The sequence below is a fragment of the Actinomadura soli genome, assembly GCF_005889715.1.
Lineage (GTDB): Bacteria > Actinomycetota > Actinomycetes > Streptosporangiales > Streptosporangiaceae > Spirillospora > Spirillospora soli.
Genome location: NZ_VCKW01000072.1, coordinates 15022 through 32954 on the forward strand (window position 1 = coordinate 15022; position 17933 = coordinate 32954).

At 71.8% G+C, this 17933-nt stretch carries 19 protein-coding genes; 8 read left to right on the top strand and 11 right to left on the bottom strand.

From position 1 onward, the window contains the following. Positions 1-3 precede the first annotated feature (3 nt). From ETD83_RS16190 to ETD83_RS16200, 3 genes are all read right to left on the bottom strand, one after another. Entirely contained in the window at positions 4-984 is a 981-nt protein-coding gene (locus ETD83_RS16190; RefSeq protein WP_138645957.1) for a DUF2786 domain-containing protein, read from the bottom strand. Between the two features lie 566 nt (positions 985-1550). Then, positions 1551-1820 carry a hypothetical protein gene (locus ETD83_RS16195; RefSeq protein WP_138645958.1) on the bottom strand — a complete coding sequence of 90 codons (270 nt, stop codon included), beginning with the start codon at positions 1818-1820 and terminating at the stop codon, positions 1551-1553. Positions 1821-2080: 260 nt separating this feature from the next. After that, positions 2081-3181, bottom strand: a complete 1101-nt coding sequence (locus tag ETD83_RS16200) for a winged helix DNA-binding domain-containing protein (RefSeq protein WP_138645959.1) — start codon at positions 3179-3181, stop codon at positions 2081-2083. Positions 3182-3347: 166 nt separating this feature from the next. Between ETD83_RS16200 and ETD83_RS42525 the strand changes: the two genes are divergently transcribed. From ETD83_RS42525 to ETD83_RS16210, 3 genes are all read left to right on the top strand, one after another. Next, positions 3348-3521: a hypothetical protein gene (locus tag ETD83_RS42525; RefSeq protein ID WP_171064234.1), complete on the top strand. Its 174-nt coding sequence runs from the start codon at positions 3348-3350 to the stop codon at positions 3519-3521. Positions 3522-3614: 93 nt separating this feature from the next. After that, on the top strand, positions 3615-4112 hold the full coding sequence (locus ETD83_RS16205) for a hypothetical protein (protein WP_171064235.1): 498 nt from the start codon (positions 3615-3617) through the stop codon (positions 4110-4112). A gap of 845 nt (positions 4113-4957) precedes the next feature. Continuing rightward, positions 4958-5596, top strand: coding sequence for an RlpA-like double-psi beta-barrel domain-containing protein (locus ETD83_RS16210; protein ID WP_138645961.1), 639 nt, complete (start codon positions 4958-4960; stop codon positions 5594-5596). Positions 5597-5713: 117 nt separating this feature from the next. Here the strand turns inward: ETD83_RS16210 and ETD83_RS16215 are convergent, their stop codons facing one another. The 5 genes from ETD83_RS16215 to ETD83_RS16235 form a co-directional block, all read right to left on the bottom strand. Then, the gene (locus ETD83_RS16215) at positions 5714-6511 is read right to left on the bottom strand and encodes an IclR family transcriptional regulator (RefSeq protein WP_138645962.1); all 798 of its coding nucleotides are present in this window, start codon (positions 6509-6511) and stop codon (positions 5714-5716) included. An 83-nt stretch (positions 6512-6594) separates the two neighbouring features. Beyond that, positions 6595-8238, bottom strand: coding sequence for a thiamine pyrophosphate-binding protein (locus ETD83_RS16220; protein ID WP_138645963.1), 1644 nt, complete (start codon positions 8236-8238; stop codon positions 6595-6597). Between the two features lie 89 nt (positions 8239-8327). After that, complete coding sequence (locus ETD83_RS16225) at positions 8328-9080, bottom strand: SDR family NAD(P)-dependent oxidoreductase (RefSeq protein WP_138645964.1); 753 nt, start codon at positions 9078-9080, stop codon at positions 8328-8330. A 240-nt stretch (positions 9081-9320) separates the two neighbouring features. Next, positions 9321-10268: a TIGR03621 family F420-dependent LLM class oxidoreductase gene (locus tag ETD83_RS16230; protein ID WP_171064236.1), complete on the bottom strand. Its 948-nt coding sequence runs from the start codon at positions 10266-10268 to the stop codon at positions 9321-9323. Between the two features lie 243 nt (positions 10269-10511). Next, positions 10512-11576 carry a phosphotransferase family protein gene (locus ETD83_RS16235; RefSeq protein ID WP_329602833.1) on the bottom strand — a complete coding sequence of 355 codons (1065 nt, stop codon included), beginning with the start codon at positions 11574-11576 and terminating at the stop codon, positions 10512-10514. Between the two features lie 146 nt (positions 11577-11722). Between ETD83_RS16235 and ETD83_RS16240 the strand changes: the two genes are divergently transcribed. The 4 genes from ETD83_RS16240 to ETD83_RS16255 all read left to right on the top strand — a co-directional run bounded on the left by ETD83_RS16240 (position 11723) and on the right by ETD83_RS16255 (position 14926). Then, positions 11723-12085 (top strand): VOC family protein, encoded by a 363-nt coding sequence (locus ETD83_RS16240; RefSeq protein WP_138645966.1) that lies wholly within the window; start codon positions 11723-11725, stop codon positions 12083-12085. A gap of 53 nt (positions 12086-12138) precedes the next feature. After that, entirely contained in the window at positions 12139-12684 is a 546-nt protein-coding gene (locus ETD83_RS16245) for a GNAT family N-acetyltransferase (protein WP_205717704.1), read from the top strand. 113 nt (positions 12685-12797) lie between these two features. Continuing rightward, a complete protein-coding gene (locus ETD83_RS16250) occupies positions 12798-13790 on the top strand; it encodes a hypothetical protein (RefSeq protein ID WP_205717705.1) in 993 nt (330 codons plus the stop codon). Continuing rightward, on the top strand, positions 13787-14926 hold the full coding sequence (locus ETD83_RS16255) for an ARPP-2 domain-containing protein (protein ID WP_138645967.1): 1140 nt from the start codon (positions 13787-13789) through the stop codon (positions 14924-14926). The genes ETD83_RS16250 and ETD83_RS16255 overlap by 4 nt, the downstream gene beginning before the upstream one ends. Here the strand turns inward: ETD83_RS16255 and ETD83_RS16260 are convergent. Both ETD83_RS16260 and ETD83_RS16265 read right to left on the bottom strand, forming a co-directional pair. Next, a complete protein-coding gene (locus ETD83_RS16260) occupies positions 14919-15731 on the bottom strand; it encodes a PIG-L family deacetylase (RefSeq protein ID WP_138645968.1) in 813 nt (270 codons plus the stop codon). The two genes, ETD83_RS16255 and ETD83_RS16260, sit on opposite strands and share 8 nt — an antisense overlap. Before the next feature lie 54 nt (positions 15732-15785). Beyond that, positions 15786-16640: a class II glutamine amidotransferase gene (locus ETD83_RS16265; protein WP_138645969.1), complete on the bottom strand. Its 855-nt coding sequence runs from the start codon at positions 16638-16640 to the stop codon at positions 15786-15788. 113 nt (positions 16641-16753) lie between these two features. Between ETD83_RS16265 and ETD83_RS16270 the strand changes: the two genes are divergently transcribed. Then, entirely contained in the window at positions 16754-17254 is a 501-nt protein-coding gene (locus ETD83_RS16270) for an HAD domain-containing protein (RefSeq protein ID WP_138645970.1), read from the top strand. 125 nt (positions 17255-17379) lie between these two features. Here the strand turns inward: ETD83_RS16270 and ETD83_RS16275 are convergent. Further along, positions 17380-17933: HNH endonuclease family protein (locus ETD83_RS16275; RefSeq protein WP_138645971.1), on the bottom strand; the 554-nt coding region annotated here is incomplete at its 5' end.

The window sequence follows — 17933 nt, forward strand, 5'->3', positions numbered from 1 at the left end:
GCCCTAAGAACGGTGGAACGCCCCGGTGACCTCGAGGCGCCCGTTCAAGGTGGCGAGGTCCGCGGCCGCCCGCCCGGCCACCCAGCCCTCGTAGTTGGACACCGAACCCGCCCGTCCCTTGGCGAGGTTCGGGAACATCGTGTCGACCGCGTGGTCGACGGCTCGGTCGCGCGCGGCCAGCACGGGAAGCAGATCCTTCCCGCCGGCGCCCGCGGCCGCCCGGTTCGCCGCCTCACGCAGCCGCTCCCCGATGCGGGCGGCGTAGGCGTTCAGGAAGGCGTGGCGGAACGAACGCGTCCGTGACCGTCCCCGCGCGTCGCGCCTGGGACCCGCATGGACCATGGCGGCCGTCGCCTGGACGAGCAGCGACGTGAACAGCATCTCCACCGCCGCCAGATCGGCCGGGAACCCGAGGACAGTGGCGAATCCCAGTTCCCGATGCCACACCGCCCGGCAGCGGTTGGCCTCAGCCACCACCGTCAGCAGGACCGCCTTGGGCGCGTCGTAGGGATTGTCCACCGGGATGCGCCGTCCGGCCGGACCGCCCGTGTCGCCCGTCTCCGCGGCCAGCAGCGCATGGTCGATGCTGTGCCGCGCCATCAGCTCTTGGGCGCGCGCGCTGAGCGCCTCGGCCTCTTCGGGGAATTCCGTGGACTCGGCCTTGGCCAGGAGCGCCCTGACCCTGCCCAGCGTTCGCTGGCCGACCTCGCGGGACGCCGCCGACGCGGAGGGCGTGGGGCGTCCCGGCGCATCGGCGGCGCTGGACGTGCCCGGGGGAGGGCCCATCCTCGGCAGCCTTGGCAGGTACTCCAGGAGATGGACGAGTTCCAGAGCAGCGGCGACGTAGGCCGCATGGTCGACGCCTTCGCGCTCGCACCACGCGCCCGGATGCTCGTCGTCGTCCTCCCACCACGCCTCCGCACCAAGGAGGGCGAGCTGCTCGCGCCAGCGGTCGTCCACGGTGGCGCCGGAATAGGCCCGCATCTCGGCTGCGATCGCGTCCGTCGCCAGCCGTGCGTGCCTGGCCGTATGGCGACGGGACGTGAACCTGACCACATCGGCCGGTTGCCAGCCCCGTTCCCAGGCCCTGGTGACCCCCAGCCGCATCTGTGCTGCGAGACACCGGCCGGTGGCGAGCCTCCACGCATCCCCGCTGACTCTGCTGGGGGGCGCGGTGAGTTCGGCTATGAGGCGGTTGACGGCGGTGGCGTCACCTCGTGCGAGCGCGCGTAGGGCCTTCGCCGTCACGTCGCTCGCCGCTTCCGCGAGCGAGATTCCGGTGGCGGTGCCATCCGAGGTTCCGGGCGGTGCATCGGGTGAGTCCCTGGTCGGCGCCTCTCCGGGGCGCGAACGACGCCACGCCTTCCGCACGGCCACTCCCGTCATCCGGGGTCACATGGGCACCATGCATCCTGCCACCCGGCGGCGACAGACTCGCGGAACACGGCGGAGTCCGTCGATGCGAGAGCCGCATCCGAGAGCACATGCGAGAACGCACGCGAAAGCCCCCGGCGGTTGCGGCCAGGGGCTGGAAGGGGCGGCCTACGGCCCTACTCCTCGTCGTCGTCTCCGCGCATCTCCTCGACCACGACGCTCTGGTAGGCGCGGGACGTGTCCGGGACGTAGCTCAGCCGCGCCAGGGCCTTGCCTTCGCGGTTCCTGATCTCGAAGTGGTAGCCCTCACGCGCTTCGCCGATGTGCGCCACGGCCTGGTCGTGCCGGAGGCGGCACATCGTGTCGACCTTCTCCAGCGCCACCTTCAGGCTCCCCGCGTCGCTGATGAGCCGGGCCGGCTCGCTCGTCTCCCAGATCTCGAACATTGGTCGTGTCCTGTCGGCGGTCGGAAGGAACGGGCGGGGCATTCCAGACGTCGGAGACAGCTTGAACCCAAATTGTGGATCTTTCAATCAGTGCAGGTATCGGATTGATCACTATTCGGAGTTGTCCACGCTCACAGTGTCATGTCCGCATGTGGCGGCGGATGGACGCTTCCCCTGAGCGCGCCAGATCGATAGGGTCCGCCGCGCACAACCGTACGCGACTCCAAATGGCGGGCGTGGACGATCGCCAGACGTGTGCATCAGTCTTCCTCGGCTACGGAGACGACCATCTCCTTCGCGTCCGGTTCGATGAACCTTAGGAGCGACTCTCCCTCAGTGGTCAGTTCGTCGACGGCCGTTTGGGGGAGGGGCTCGAAGGGACGCAACCGCAGCGTGGCGACCTTGCGCTTGTACTCCGTCTCCCAGATACCGCGTGCGAAGCCGTCCCAGAGGAAGACCGCCCGGACTCGGAGGTTCTTCGTGGTGAGGGACGGCCGGTGCGCATCGGCGATGATTCGTCTGCGGTCGGCGTGCGCTAGGACGAGGCTGTCGAACTCTGGCAGGAATCGCGCCGGGGCCGGAACGTCCTCGCCGGGACGTGGGGCATCGGGAAGATCGAACAGTTCCCGGCCTTTGTCGTCGGCGAATACGCGGAGGCCCGGACGTAGCCGGTCCAACGCCTCGCCGCTCGCGGACAGCCCGGACCACGTTTGCGCATCAGCGGCCGATGCGGGCCCGTAGGCGGCCAGATAGCGGAGCATCAGTTCGTCTATCGCTTGCTCCGCAGCAGGGGCGGTGCCCAGCCAGCCATCAGCCAGCGTGAACCGTGACGTACGGGGGAAGCCCCACCGGTCCTCGGTGGGGACCATGACCAACGGCACACAGAGCCGGACGGCATAGCCCAGGGCCCGATCGTTGACGTCCGGGAACTGCTCTTGGAGCAGCGCACGCACCTCGTTGAACGTGCGGGGCTCCGTTTCGAGGAGCGAGCGCGCCGCCGGGACGACCTCCTGCAGATCCAGCCCTTGGGCGCGGTCACCCAGGACGCGGAGAGCGCCGTCCAGCATCGGCTGCATCGCCGTGCGGAACGCCGTGTAGTCGTCGCCCGTCATCAGGTGCAGCGTGGCGCGCATCATCGTGGCGCGGACGAGCGACCGGTCGTGCAGGGCGGCGTGCAGGTCGGACGCCTGGAGGCCGTCCAGGCGCGTCCACAGCCCCAGAAACGGCGGCTTGGGTTCCTGCGCCTGCATCCCGCACAACCGCCGCACAGCCTCGGTGACCGTGATCGGCTCCCGCGCCAGCAGGAGCTGCCGCGCGAGCGTGGCGCGGTTGAGGGCTCGAACGCTCAGGGTGACTGTCACCCGTCCAGGATGCCCGCCGACGCAGATACCCGGCACTGGCGCCCACGCAGAGTGACGATGGCAGCGGAACTCGGGGTGCCCGTGGCGTGCGCGGGCGGACCCTCGACCTGATGTTCGTGCGCGGCCGCATCGAGGGGTGCGGCCCGCCCCCGGGCGGAAGCGGTGGATGGGCGTCGGCGTCGGTGGCGTCCCCGGCCTGGCTTGGACGCCCGGCCAGCAGATCCGGCTGCATGTGGCGGACGTCACGGCGGCCCGGACGTGGGTGAGCGGCGCCGTCCCGCCACGCACGTCCGTGCTGGTCAAACCGTTCTGGACGCCGGGTAAGCGGAGGATGGAGTGATCGGGAACGATCGAGGGACGCTCGGGTTACGGGAGGAACTTTTCCAAAATGCACGTGCATCAGCTCTTGCACCTGCACGCCATCCCTAGCAGGATGAGCGCGGACCTCCCGCACGTGAACTCCCCGGAGATCGCGATGAACGCACACTTGAGCGACAGTGACCGACAGGCGCTGCGACTGGCCCAGGATCTCCGCGAGGAGATGCGGGCCGCGCTGCCGCAGCTGCCCACCGCACCCTCGGTCTCCCCGTTCGTCGACCAGGCGGGGACGCCCAGCGTCCTGCTCCGCCTGGACGCCGACTCCGCACGCGCGCTGATGGCCCTGCTGGCCGAACGCCGCCTGGAGCGGGGTGCCGCGCCGTCCGGGGAACCACCCTGGGTCGACGGCACACATGTGCCGCCCTCCGTCCCGCCGCCCGTGGCGCAGGGCGTCCCGGCGGCGCAGGGGCCCGTGGTGGCCGCCGTGTCCCCGTTCGGAGAACCCGCTTACGCGGAATCACCGTTCGTCCCCCAGCAGCCGGGAACCTCGGTGTACGTCGGCGGGACGGGCCCGACACCGCTCGTGCCATCGCCGGTCTACCCGAGGCGCTGACACACCGAGCCACGCCCAACGGCGCTACGCCCAAACGGCGGCTCCCCAACCGCGCTTCGCTCCTCTTGTGCGCTGTCTCACGTTGTGCGCCGTCGCCCCCGCACCGTCCCGGTCGCGGGGGTTTTCGGTGTCCGGACGGTAGCGGCCCCGGTCACCGGCCACCGCGCACATCGCCTGCCGCCAGCGTGGACAGGCCCCTCCGCTGTCCCTTCGCCCGCATCACCGATGCCAGCGCGGACGGCTCCCATCCGCCGTCCCGTCAAGCCCGCCGCCGGTTCTCCTGCCTTGACGCGACCCCGCGGTGCTTGGCCATGGGACGTTAAAGATCCTTTTCCTGGTGCACGGTCCTTGCCGAGTGCGCGGGAGGCCTTATGGGAAAGGCGTTCCGGCCTGCTCCCCGAGAAAAAGATCTACCTTCTCAAAGGTAAAGAAATCGCCCGTTTGGCGAAAGCACGGTAATGCCGTATATAGTCAACCCCAGGTCAGGGTCAATGATTCGTTGACCTGGCCAATCGCATAGCCGTCGCTTCCCGCCCGCCAGGCGGGATCCACCACGCCGAACCGCGGCCGAACCATGCACCGGCCGTGCACCGTGTGGGGCCCGTGAGCCCCCGGTCGGCGTTTCTCCCGCTTCATCGAAGTCCGTGATACGCGCACGTCCAAGGACGGTCGTGCGCCCTTGATCGCGGGCGCGGTCAGGCATGTCCCTGGACCGTTCCAAGTGGGTCTTCCTCGCGACGGCATCTCCCGAGTCCTGAGTCTCGGAGCCGCTTCCCCATGCCCGGATCCCGGCGAACGCCGCCCGGTGCGAAGCGGCAGCCCTGTACCTCGAACGAAGGAATTACATGCAGCAGCGAGCGATCAATGTCATCCTGACCGGCGTCACCGGCACCGCCCTCGCGGGCATGCTCGTGGCAGGCGTAGCCGCCGCAAGCGATGACTCCGCTCCCAGCGAGCAGCAGAAACTGTCGCAGGAGGCCGCGGCCACCGGCCAGCACAAGGCCGCCCGGAAGCACTCGGACACGAGCGCCGAGAAGTACAAGGCGAAGGGCGAGTCCGCTTCCGACAGCAAGCGCAAGAAGGGCCCCCGCGTCCTGCTCAGCGGCACGACGACCGCGTCCTACTTCTGGGACGACGGCTCGGGCGTGAACGGCGACACCGGCGCCCCCGCCGGCGGGAAGCCGATGCAGAAGGGCCTGTTCGCCAGCCCGAGCTGGCCCATGCACACCAAGGTCAAGGTCAGCTACAACGGCCGCAGCATCAGCGGCTTCGTCGGCGACCGCGGGCCGGGCAGGCCGTCCCACAAGGGCGTCATGCTCGACCTCGACACCTACACCTTCCGGTACCTGCTGGACGGTGAGAAGCCGAAGAGCAAGTACAACGCCGGTGGTGGCGAAGGGCACCTGAAGGGCATCAAGTGGGAAGTCCTCAAGTGGGGCGCCGGTGCCGGCAAGAAGGGCAAGCCCCGGCCTTTCGGCTCATGATGTGAGGCCGCGCGCGAGTCGTGAGTGAAATGGCTCACAAAGCGGGCGCGGCCTCGTCCAGACCCGGCACAGGGCTGCCGGTGCATGGAAAATCGGGGATTCCCCGGTATCGAAAGATCACCGGGGAATCCCCGTTTTCAGGTCACCGGCGCCGCCCTCCCGGGCCAGTTCCCTCGACAGCGCCAGCGCGGCGGTCCGGACCGCCGGGGCCAGCCGGTCCAGATCCAGCCTGCACACGTTCCCGGTGATGGAGATCGCGGCGATCACGCGCCGCCGGTGGTCGAGGACCGGCGCCGCCACCGCGGACACCCCGGCCTCCGACTCCTCCCGGTTGACGGCGTAGCCGCGGTCCGCGGTGCGGGCCAGCTCCCGCTGCAGCAGCCCCGGCATGATGATCGTGTGCGGCGTGTAGCGGACGAGGCCCGCGTCCAGGACGCTCTGCAGCCGCTCAGGCGGCCCGAGAGCGAGGAACAGCTTCCCGGTCGCCGTGCAGTACGCGGGCAGCCGTCCGCCCACCCGCGACACGATGGGCATGGAACGGCGCCCGCTGACCTTCTCCAGGAACAGCGTGTCCATCCCGTCCAGGACGGCGAGGTGGATGTTCTCGTGCGTCGCCTCGTACAGGTCCTCCAGGTAGGGGAGCGCGGCCTCGCGCAGCCCGCGCGGACGCGGCGCCCGCTGGCCCAGCACGAACAGCCGCATGCTGAGCCGGTAGCCGGACTCCGTGCGCTCAACGCCGCCCCACCGCACGAGCTCGCTCAGCAGCCGGTGCGCGGTCGGCTTCGGCAGGCCTGTGCGGGCGGCCAGCTCGGTCAGGTTCAGCTCGGTGTCGGCGGAACCGAACGCGTCCAGCAGGCTGAGGCCGCGCGCCAGCACCGACCTCGGCGGCCCCTCACCCGTCCCTTGCAGATCCATATCCCGATGGTCACCGCGATCGTGCCTGTCGGCAAGCGCGGGGAAGCGGGCGGGGAAGCGGGCGGAGGGCCTGGTCAGGGGCATCAGGCGCCGGCCCCGTGCCCCGTGACCGGGGCCTCGATGAGCAGCGGGGCGTCGAGCGCCTTGACGCCGGCGACCGCGTCCCGCAACTCGGCCGCCGAGTCGGCGCGGATCGCGTCGATGCCGAAGAGGCGGGCGGCGCTCTGCCAGTCGAGCGCGGGGGGTGCGAGGTCCATGCCGACGTATTCTCCGTGTTTCGCCGACGCTCCGCCACTTTGATCGAGCGTGTTCTTCAGCGTCCGGTATTCGCCGTTGTTCATCACGACGAACGCGACGGGGACCTCGTAGCGGGCCGCGCTCCACAGCCCCTGGAGGCCGAACATCGCGCAGCCGTCCCCGAGCACCGAGACGACCGGGCGGTCCGGGTTCCCCATCCGGGTGCCGATCGCCGCGCCGATGCCCCAGCCGAGCCCGCCGCCGACCGTGTGCACGTAGGAGCCGGGCAAGTCCTGGCGCAGCACCTCCCGCAGCTTCAGCCCGACGGTGATCGCCTCCTCGACCACGACCGTCCCGTGCGGGAGCCCCGACGCGACGGCGTGCGCGGCGGCGCGCGGGTCCATCGGGGACGCCCCGTACGCCGCCCGCGCGGCCTCCTCCGCCTTGGTCCGCTCCTCCGCGTGCCGGGCGCCGAGCCGCTCGATCCGCTCCCGCGCGTCCGGGACGAGCCCGTCCAGGTGCCCGGCGAGGGCCCACAGCGTCTCGGGCAGATCGCCCGTCAGGCCGTGCCGGACGGCGAAGTTCCGGCCGATCTCCGCCGGGTCCTCGTCCACCTGGACGATCGCCAGCCCGTCCGGGACGGCCGGGCCCGGCGTGTAGTGGTGCGGCATGAACGCGTGGCACCCGGCGATGAACGCCACGTCGTGGGCGGAGAGCCGCTCCCTGATGACGGCGTTGTGCGGCGGCAGCATCCCCGCGTACAGGGGATGGCCGGTGGGGAAGTCGATCCCGTCGTTCATCGGCTGGTGGTAGACGGCCGCGCCGAGCCGCTCGGCCACCGCGACCAGGTCGGCGACGGCGCCCGCCCGGCCGACCCCGTCCCCGGCGATCACCACGGGTCGTTCGGCGCGCGCGAGCAGCGCGGCGGCGTCCCCGGCCGTCGCCGGGCCGGGGCCCGTGATCGGGGAACGCGCCGGCACCGCGACGTCCGTGAGCTCCTCCAGCAGGTCCATGGGAACCGACACCAGCACCGGCCCAGCGGGCGGACGCGCCGCGAGCGCGAACGCGCGGCGCAGCACGATCGGCAGGTCGTAGGCGTGCTGGACCTCCACCGCCTGCTTCGTCGTCGGCGCCGCGAGCCCCACCAGGTCGCCCGACAGCATCGGGTCCTGGACGAGGTGCCGCCGGTCCTGCTGCCCGGCCACGATCACCATCGGGGACCGGGACCGCATCGCGTTCAGCATCCCGATCAGCCCGTTCGCGACGCCCGCCGCGACGTGCAGGCTGACCATCGCCGTCCGGCGCGACGCGCGGGCGTAGCCGTCCGCCATCGCCACCACGGACCCCTCCTGCAGGCCCAGCACGTATTGCAGATCGGGCGCCTCCACCAGCGCGTCCATCAGGGGGAGCTCGGTCGTTCCGGGATTGCCGAAGATCCGGCTCACGCCCTCGTCCCGGGCGATCTCCAGCAGCGCCTCGATGGGCCTCATGTCCTGCCTTTCGGTGCCCCGGTCGGCGGGGCGGTCGGTGCGGTCGGGCATCGCCCGCCGGGCGCGGACGCCGGTCGGCGGGCGCGGGTTCAGTGCATGGCGGAGCCGCCGTCGACGTTGATCGTCTGGCCGGTGAGGAAGCCGCTGCCCTCGTCGCACACGTAGAGCAGCGTGGACACCAGGTCGCCCGGCTCCTCGACGTGCGGGACGACCTGCTTGTCGCGCACCCGCTCGAAGCCGCCGTCCGCGCCGGTCGTGCGCGCCGCCATGTCGGTGCGGGTCAGGCCGGGGGAGATCGCGTTCACCGTGATCCCGTACGCGCCGACCGCGCTGGCCAGCGCCCGCGTGAACCCGACGAGACCGGACTTGGACGTGGTGTAGGCGACCAGGTCGGGCGGCCCGAGGAACACCACCGCCGAGACGATGTTCACGATCCGTCCCCACCCGGCGGCCTTCAGGTGCGGCAGCGCGGCCTGGGACACCAGGAACGGTCCATCCAGGTTGACCCGCATGATCCGGCGCCAGTCGTCCAGCGTCGTCTTCTCGAACTCCAGCGGCGGGTAGATCCCGGCGTTGTTGACCACGATCTCCAGGCCGCCGAACCGGGCGGCGGTCTCTTCCACCGCGGCCTCCACCTCTACCGGGTCGGTCACGTCCGCGCGGACGGGGTGGAAGGCGTCGCCGATCAGGTCCGCGGTGCCGGACATGTCGGCGAGATCGAGGCCCGCGACCCGGTGCCCCCGGCGGGCGAGGGCGATGGCGAACTCCCGCCCGAGCCCGCCGGCCGCGCCGGTGACGAGTGCGACCCGCTGGGATGCGTCATTGGACGGCGTTTCGCTCATGGGTGGCAGCGTGCGCCACCCTGGCGCGAACCGACAAGACGTCGTTTTCACTCATTGGAACGCGACCCTTGTGACCGCGGGTGCCCGGTCACATGCTCGCGGCAGCGCGGTGTGCGGGCGTCCGCCCGGCATGCGCCGCAGACGGCCGTCGCCCCGCGCCGCCCCGGCGGGGCGCCGGTCGCGCACCCGCCTCACCGAACCGGAGCCGCGTGGCCTGGACGCCGGGTCCCGGCGGTCCGCTCACCCGGCGAGGAGCGGGATGACGGGCGCGAACTCCTCCATCGCCGCGTCCGGCACCTGGTAGTAGGTGAAGCCGTAGCGGTCCCGGCGGGCGAGCATCTGCTCGGCGACATGCTCGGGAGGCCCGACGAACTGGGACGGCATGTCGAGGACGAGATCCGTCGACGACGCGCCCCAGCCCCGCGTGACGGCGACCTTCGCGGCGGCGGCTCGCGGATCGGGGCCGAACGAGGGCGTGACCATCATGCTCAGTTCGACGTCCCGTCCGTCCGCGGCCTCCGCCGCCTCCCGGACCCAGGCGACCTTGCGGGCGATGGTCTCCGGGAGCCGCTCGGTGATCTCGTCGGAGATCGTCCCGTCGGGGAGGGCGCGGGGCAGGATGCCGACGGTGTCGGCGTGTCGTCCGGCGACGCCGAGCATGCGCCTGCTCCCGGCGCCGACGACGAGCGGCGGCCGCCGCTCCGGCGGCGGGAACACGGTCAGGCCCTCGACGCGGTAGTGCTCGCCGGTGAACGTGGTCTTGTGGCCGGCGAGAAGGCTCCGCAGGATCCGCAGCGACTCCTCCAGCCGTCCGACGCGTACGCCGGCCTGGTCGAACGGCATCCCCGCGGCCTCGTACTCCTCCCGCATCCAGCCCGCGCCGATGCCGAGCTCGAACCGTCCGCCCGACAGGTGGTCGAGGGTCGCGGCCTCCTTGGCGAGCATCACCGGGTGCCGGTAGTCGTTCGCGAGGACCATCGTGCCGAGCCGAAGCTCGCCCGTGACGGACGCGGCCGACGCCAGCGCCACCATCGGCGCGAGCTGGTCGCCGAACGGCTCGGTGACGAAGTGGTCGCGCAGGACCAGCACGTCATAGCCGAGATCCTCGGCACGCCGCGCCGTGCCGGCCAGCTCGGCGCCGGAGCGGATCGACTCGCCGACGACCCCGAAGCGGAAGTTCCTGTCCATGCGGTGAGCATGCCCCGTGCGCCCGCCGTTGCGCTGGCAGGAATCCGACATGGGCTTCCCGGCCGGGGCCGGGCGGCGGGGGAGCGTGTCGCGGATGACCGGCGGAACGGGGCGAGTGGCTCGATTCGCCGTCCGTGCGGCGTAAGGGCGTCACCGACTGCCCCGTTCTCGCCGGTTACTTACCAGGCTGCGTCGCGAAGCGTGGTTTCGCAACCCGCGCCGCGCCGGGCCGCGGGGCAGGGCTTAGGAGGCGATGAACCGCTGCGCGCGGCGGAACAGGCCGAGGGTGATCGAGTGCAGCAGATCGCCCGTCTCCCGGGGCGCCTTGCCCGCGTGCGCGCGGGCGTTCGTGCCCTCCAGGACGATGCCGAGCTTGAAGCACGCGAGCACCGCGTACCAGGTGATGGACGACAGATCGCGTCCGGCGACGGCGTCCGGGCGCTCCGCGTAGGCGGCGACCAGTTCGCCCGCCGAGGGCAGGCCGCCCGCCTCGCCCAGCGGACCGGCCAGCGACGCGCTGTCGTCGGACCGGTCGGGCCAGGTGGCCAGCAGCCAGCCGAGGTCCAGCAGCGGGTCGCCGATCGTGCACATCTCCCAGTCGACGATCGCGGCGACCTCGGGGCCGTCGAAGGAGTACATCAGGTTGGCCAGGTGGTAGTCGCCGTGCAGGATCCCCGGTCGCCACCGCAGCGGGCGGCGCTCCTCCAGCCAGCGGGCGACGTCGTCCAGGCCGGGGATGTCGGGGCCGGGATACCCGTCGAGCTTGCCGTAGGAGTCGAGCTCGGACAGCCAGCGGCTCACCTGCCGCTCCAGGAACCCCGCCGGCCTGCCGAAGCCGCGCAGCCCGGCGGCGTCGTGGTCGACCGCGCCCAGCGACGACAGGGCACGGGCCGCGTTCAACCCCATCTCGTGCCGGACGGATTCGTCTCCCGCGTGCGGTTCCGGCAGCGTGACCGTGGGGTTGAACCCCTCGACCGGGGTCATGAGGTAGAACACCGCGCCGCCCATGACGGACTCGTCCGGGCAGGCGGCGATGAGGCGCGGCGCGGGGACGCCGGTGCCGTCGAGCGCCGCCAGGACGCGGGCCTCCCGGCGCAGGACGTCGTTCGTCCGGGCCCGCAGATGGCTCGGGCCGCGCCGGAGCACGTAGTCGCGGCCCGCCCGGCGGAACCGGATCAGCGTGTTCTGCGTGCCCCCGGCCAGCGGCCGGACGTCCTCGAACGGGCCGCCCGGCAGGCCCTCGCCGTCCATCCAGCGGGCCAGGACGTCGAAGTCCACGAGCGCGCGGTCGATCTGCTCAGGCTGCACGGTGCGGGTCCCTTTCCGACACGGACGACGACCGGAGAGTAACAGCCGATCATGATGCGGTCCGGGAGCCGAGGTCACATTCGTCCAAGACGGCGGGCTCCGCGACTCGCAGACTGGGCATATAGGCAACGACCAGGGAGGACGCCATGACCTTGGAGATCCGCAGGACCTTCTATCCGCTGATCAACTGCAGTGATCCCGCCGCGTCCATGGAGTGGCTGGAGAAGGCGTTCGGCTTCGAGACCGTGAACGCGCACCGGGACGACGACGGGAAGATCGTCCATGCCGAGATGAAGTACGACACCGGCCTGTTCATGTTCGGCAACGGCGAGCCCGGCAAGACGGCCGTCTACGTCGCCGTCGACGACCCGGACGCCCACCACGACCGCGCCAGGGCCGCCGGTGCCGAGATCTTCCGCGAGCTCAGCGACCAGGACTACGGCTCGCGCGACTACGCGGCCCGCGACATCGACGGCAACGAGTGGTATTTCGGCACTTATCGCCCCTGACCGCGGCAGGCGTTTCCCCGACCGCGGCGCCCGCGTTTGAGAGAATTGCAGGCGTGGATCCGGAGGTGCGTCTGCGCGACGTCGAGCCCGGGGACGTCGACGCCTACGTCAGGATGCGCTGCGACCCGGTCATGATGGCCGAGCTCGGCGGGCCGCTGCCCCGCGAGGGCATCGAGGAGAAGGTGCGCCGCGACGTCGAGGACGCCGCGTCCGGCACGGCCCTGATCAAGATGATCGTCCCCGGCGGGGGCCGCCCCGGCACCGTGGCCGGGACGGTGACGCTCTGGCACCACCACGTGGACGGCGCGGTGTTCTCCGAGATCGGCTGGATGGTCATGCCGGAGTTCCAGGGGCGGGGCGTGGGCAAGCGCGCCGTCCGGATGCTGCTGGAAAGGGCGCGCTACGAGGACTGCTGGGGGCTCGTCCACGCCTTTCCAGCGACGACGAACGCGCCGTCCAACGGCATCTGCCGCTCGCTCGGCTTCACGTTCCTCGACGAGCAGGACGTGGTCTTCGCCGGACGGATCGTCCGGGCGAACCACTGGATCATCGACCCGAGAACGGACCTGGCCCGGCCGAATTCGTCGGGCGGCCGGTAGCGCGCCGCCCTTCCGGAGTCCGCCAGGCGCCCGCCCTCCGCGCGGATAATCGGAGGCCGCCGGGGACGCGCCGGCGCGACCCGGCGTTCGACTCCGTCAAGTACCGCGGGCTTGTGAAGGTCGCGGCGCGCCATGCGCATCTGCGGCTTCGCGGGGAGCAGCGGAACTTCCTCTTCGCGCCGTTCACCGTGACGGCGTTCACGACGCCGATATTCGAGCAGTGGCGGCGGGCGCATTTTGCGCAGGCCGCCATTTACGAACTGCCGTACACGGTGGCGGAGGGATTCGCGGCCCTGCACGGGATTCCGCGGGAGACCTTCCTTGAGCGCATCGAGCCGCGGATGACGCGGCTGGAGCGGCTGCGCGCGCAGACGAGCGCCGCCAAGGTGGAGGCCGTCCGCGCCGACCTGCGGGAGATGCCGCTGACCCGGCTCGCCTCGTACGCGCTGTCGCTGACGCTTGACGAGCGGTCCGCGCGGCGCGCCGAGCTGACGGAGGCGCTGCGGACGGCGGCCCGCCGCGTGGCCGGCGCGGCGCGCGGCTCGTGGGGGAGGGTCGCGGCCGTGCTGGACGACAGCTACTCCGCGCTGGGGTCAGGGCAGAAGCGGCGGCGCCCGCTGGCGGTCGCGCTCGCGTCGCACTACCTGCTGGAGGCCCTGGCCAAGGAGTACACGCCGCTGTGGACGTCCGGGCGCACCGACGAGCTGCTGACGTACCCGTCCGGGCCGACGCCGCTGGGTGCGCGGATCATCGACGCGTTGGAGACCGGGCCCGAGCGGCTCCTCATCGTCTCCGACGGCTGGGACAACGCGCCGCCCGGCCTCGCCGCGGACGTCCTGCGGATCTGGCGGACGCGCCTCGACCCCGGGCACCGGCTGGCGCCCGGGCAGCGGGTGATGATCGTCCATCTGAACCCGGTGTACGACGCCGGCGACTTCGACGTGCGGCGGCTGGCACCGACCGTCCCGACCGCCGGCATCCGGGACGCCGAGGACCTGCCGGCGCTGGTCGAGCTGGCCCGGTTCGCCGAGGGACGCGTCGGCCTGCCGAAGCTGCGCGCCCACCTGGACGACCGGACCGCCCGTTTCCTGGGAGATCGCGCATGATGCTCGGATTGGAGACCAGGCCGGCGCAGGTGTGGGGCTCGGTGCGGCTCGTCCCGCTCGTCCGGGACGAGCCCGTCCCGTACCTGCGGATGCACCGGCGGCTCTACGAGGAGCCGGTGTCGGTCGTGGAGTCAGGCGACGGCCGCGCGTACGTGTCGTTCGTTCCGCACGCGTTCGTGGCGACGTGGAGCGACGGCGACCAGACGCCCGCCGCCTCCTACGGGACGCGCCTGCTCGAAAGGGACGGCGGAGCCGCCCCGCCGCGCATGGCCGTCCGGTTCACGCGGCGGATGGCGCGCAAGGCGGGCAGGGACCGGCTCCGCTTCCTGCCGCTGCACCTGGCGGTGGAGGGCTATCTCGCGCTGCACTTCGGCGGCCCGGAGATCGCCTGGGAGGAGTGGTCGCGCAGGGCGGTCGCGCGCGGGCTGTCGCCGCGGTGCGAGGAGACCTACCTCGGACTCCACGTGCGCGGGCTCGAGGACGCGCTCAGGATCTTCGAGATCCATCCGGGGCAGTGCGGCGTGCTGGTCTACGTCGGCGAAACGCTGGCGAGCGCGTTCGCCGTCCCGCACCCGGACGACTACCGGGCCCTGCATCCGACGCTGGTCGAAGACCTCTTCGGTGAGCTGATCTACATGGACGGGCTGCTGGGAATGCCGGCGGGCGACCTGTCCGCGCCCATCGACGACACCGGGATCAAGTCGCTGGACGATCTCCGGACGGCGGCCGAACTCTGCCAGGCCGAATGGGCCGGATTCCACGACGACGTCATGGCGGGCCAGCTCTTCGACGAGGACGGCTCCCGCCAGGTCGTGCAGCATCTGCACGGCTTCGAGCTGGCGCGGTTCCTGCCGTCGTTCGGGCTGCGCCGCGAGAACCACATCGGCGAGACCATCACCGGCGAGGACGGCCGGATCGCGTACCTGAAGACGTTCCGGCTCTCGGAGGCGCAGGTCAGGCGCGGATACCTGCTCAAGCGGCTGGCCGAGCACGACTGGCGGCTTGGCGCGACCGCCGCCGCGCTCGGCGCCGACAAGGCGGGCCTGGCGCTGCGCCTTGAGCGGGCTGGGTTCGGCTACCTGCTGCGCCAGGACGTCCTGGACCACTACAGGGCCCAGGCGAGGAAACTCACCTGAGCCCGGCGAACAGGTCGTCCTCCTTGTCCGGGCCCTGGACGCGGGAGTAGTGCCGGACGAACGCCTCGAACGAGAACACCATCCGCTGCATCTCCTCCGGCAGCCGCAGCAGGAAGATGTTCTCGCCCTGGCTCGCGTGCGCCCGCAGGGCCTCGCGCTTGGCCTCCACGTGCGCGGACACGTCCAGCGTGCTGGTGATCAGCTCGTCGGGGGTGCCGAAGTCCTCGGGCGGGTCGAAGTCGATCTCCACGCCCGCCTCCTGGACGGCGTCGAACATGCGGCGGATGCCCGAGCGCGGGATGGCGGTGTAGTAGACCTTGTCGGGGACGCCGGTCTTCTCGGCGGCGGCGAGCGCGATGCGGTGCGCCTGGATGTGGTCGGGGTGGCCGTAGCCGCCGTCCTCGTCATAGGTGACGACGACCTGCGGCCGGTAGCGCTCCATCAGCTCCGCCAGCCGCCCCGCGGACTCGTCCAGCGGGATGTTCGCGAACGCCTCGGGGTCGTCGTTGGTCGACCAGCCGGCCATGCCGGAGTCGCGGTAGCCCAGCAGCTCCAGATGGCCGATGTCGAGCAGCCCGGCGGACTCGCGGAGCTCGGCGAGGCGCCGCTGCGCCACCTCGGCCGCGTTGTGCCCAGGCTCGCCCGGCTTGACGCCGCCGGAGTCGTCGCCCTGCTCGCCGTTGGTGCAGGTCACCAGCACCGTGCGGACGCCCTCGGCGGCGCAGCGCGCGAGCAGGCCGCCGGTGCCCAGCACCTCGTCGTCGGGGTGGGCGTGGACGGCCATCAGCGTGAGTTCGTGCTTCATCCGGGACCCCTCCAGTCTCGGCCGTCCACTCTACGTCCCGGACGCCCGAGTTGATCAGGTTTGGGAGGTGGACTCCGCGGCCGACAGGTCGTCCACCGTCAGCAGGTGCGCCGGCGCGTCGAACGGGTGCATGGAGGACGTGTCCGGCCCGTCGACCACGAGCAGCTCGCCGGGTGCGAGGAGCCGCCAGCCGGGATCGTCGTCCAGGCGCTCGCTGGCGAGGATGCAGGAGGCGCAGGGCCCCCGGTGCGCGGCGACCCTCAGCTTCCCGGGCTCCTGCCCGGCGTCCAGCCGCCGGCCCTCGCCGGGCTCGGTCAGCTCGTGCCGGAGCGCCCACAGCCGGTGGGTGCCGGGGTAGCGCAGCGCCCACATCCGCCGCGACTCCGCCAGCAGGACGTTCAGCGCGAAGACGGGCAGCTCGGCGGCGATGCGCCGGACGGCCGCGATCAGCCCGGACGTGGTGTCGCCGTGCCGCCTGATCTCCGCCGTGATGTAGGCGAACACCAGCTCGGAGTCGGTCTCCCCGCGGATCTGCGCACGGTCCACGTCGGTGAGCCACGAGCCGAGGACGTCCAAGCCCTTCACCACGCCGTTGTGGGCGAACAGCCGGTCGTCCATGACGAACGGGTGGGAGTTGTGGACGTCGGGCACCCCCGTCGACGCGTAACGGACATGTGAGATGAACGTGTGCGACACGACCGCCCGCGCCTCGGAGTTGAAGTCGGCGTCCTCGTACGCGGCGATCGGCGCGCGGTCGCGGACGGGCTCCTCGCCGAGCGAGAACCAGCCGAGGCCCGTCCCGTCGGGCATCCGGCGGCTCTGGGAGCGCAGGCTGTCCGCGGCGTCGAGCAGCCAGAACGTGGCGTGGACGCGCGTCCCGCCGGTGGTCATCCCGAACAGTCGGCACATGCCCGCACGATGCCCGCCCAGCCGCGACCTATTACTCGGCCGGCCCCCGGCATGGCGACGCGACGGAAAATGACCTTCGACGGGCGGGCCCTCGATGTCGTACGGTCACGGGTATGGGGTCGCCGGTGGTTCTGCTCGACGTGGACGGGGTTCTCAACCCATTCGAGAGGCCGCACCGCGGCTACAAACGGCAGCGGTGCTCGCCGAACGGCATGTCGTTCAAGCTGTGGCTCAATCCCGCGCACGGCCCGTCCCTGCTCGACCTGGCGGAGTCCACCGGCGCGGAGCTGGCCTGGGCGAGCTACTGGTGCGACAACGCCAACGTGTGGATCTCGCCCCGGGTCGGGCTGCCGGAGCTGCCGTTCGTCCCGATCCCGCAGTTCCCGGGCGTCAACGAGGCGCGGACGCTCGGCGCGTGGAAGGCCCGGCACGTGGCCGCGTGGACGGAGGGCCGCCCGTTCGTCTGGTTCGAGGACGAGCCGGACGCCACCGAGTGCATCGCCGGGGAGCCGGACGTCGCCGAGCATCTGCTCGTGGAGATCGACCCGATGACCGGCCTGACCGACGAGCACCTCGCGACCGCCGCGACCTGGCTGCGCGCCCTCACCCGCTGACCGCGCGCCCGCCTCGGTGACTCCGGGCGAACGGTGACTCCGGGCGAACCGGCGACTCCAGGCGAACCGGCGGGGCCCGGGCCGTGGAGGAGGCCGGGCCCCGCCGGAGCCGGAGGCGAGGACGGTCAGCAGGCGCCGAGCAGGCGGCCGAGCGCCGACTTCTCCGCCGAGTCGACCGTCAGGCCGTACCGGTGCTTCACGTCGATCCAGGACCTGGCGTACATGCAGCGGAACGACCCGCGCGGCGGCGTCCACTCGGCCGGGTCCTTGTCGCCCTTGGCCTGGTTGACGTTGTCGGTGACCGCCCACAGCTGCGAGCTGGACAGGTCGTTGGCGAACGCCTGACGGCGCGATGTCGTCCAGGACGAGGCGCCCGACCGCCACGCCTCGGCGAGCGGGACCATGTGGTCGATGTCGACGTCGGACGCCTGCGTCCAGGTCGCGCCGTCGTAGGGGCTGGCCCACGTGCCGGACGTCGGGGAGCAGTTCGACCCCGTCTTGACGTTGCTACCGTCGCGCTTGAGGACGACCTCGCGGGTGTTGCAGTTGCCGCCCTGGTCGCTCCAGTGCGGGAACTTGTCGCGGTCGTACCCGGAGTCGGAGCCTTCGGCGCGGACGGTGAGCGCGGCGAGATTCCGCGCCGCCGTCGCGGCGTCCGGTGGCGGGGGCGGGGCGGCGT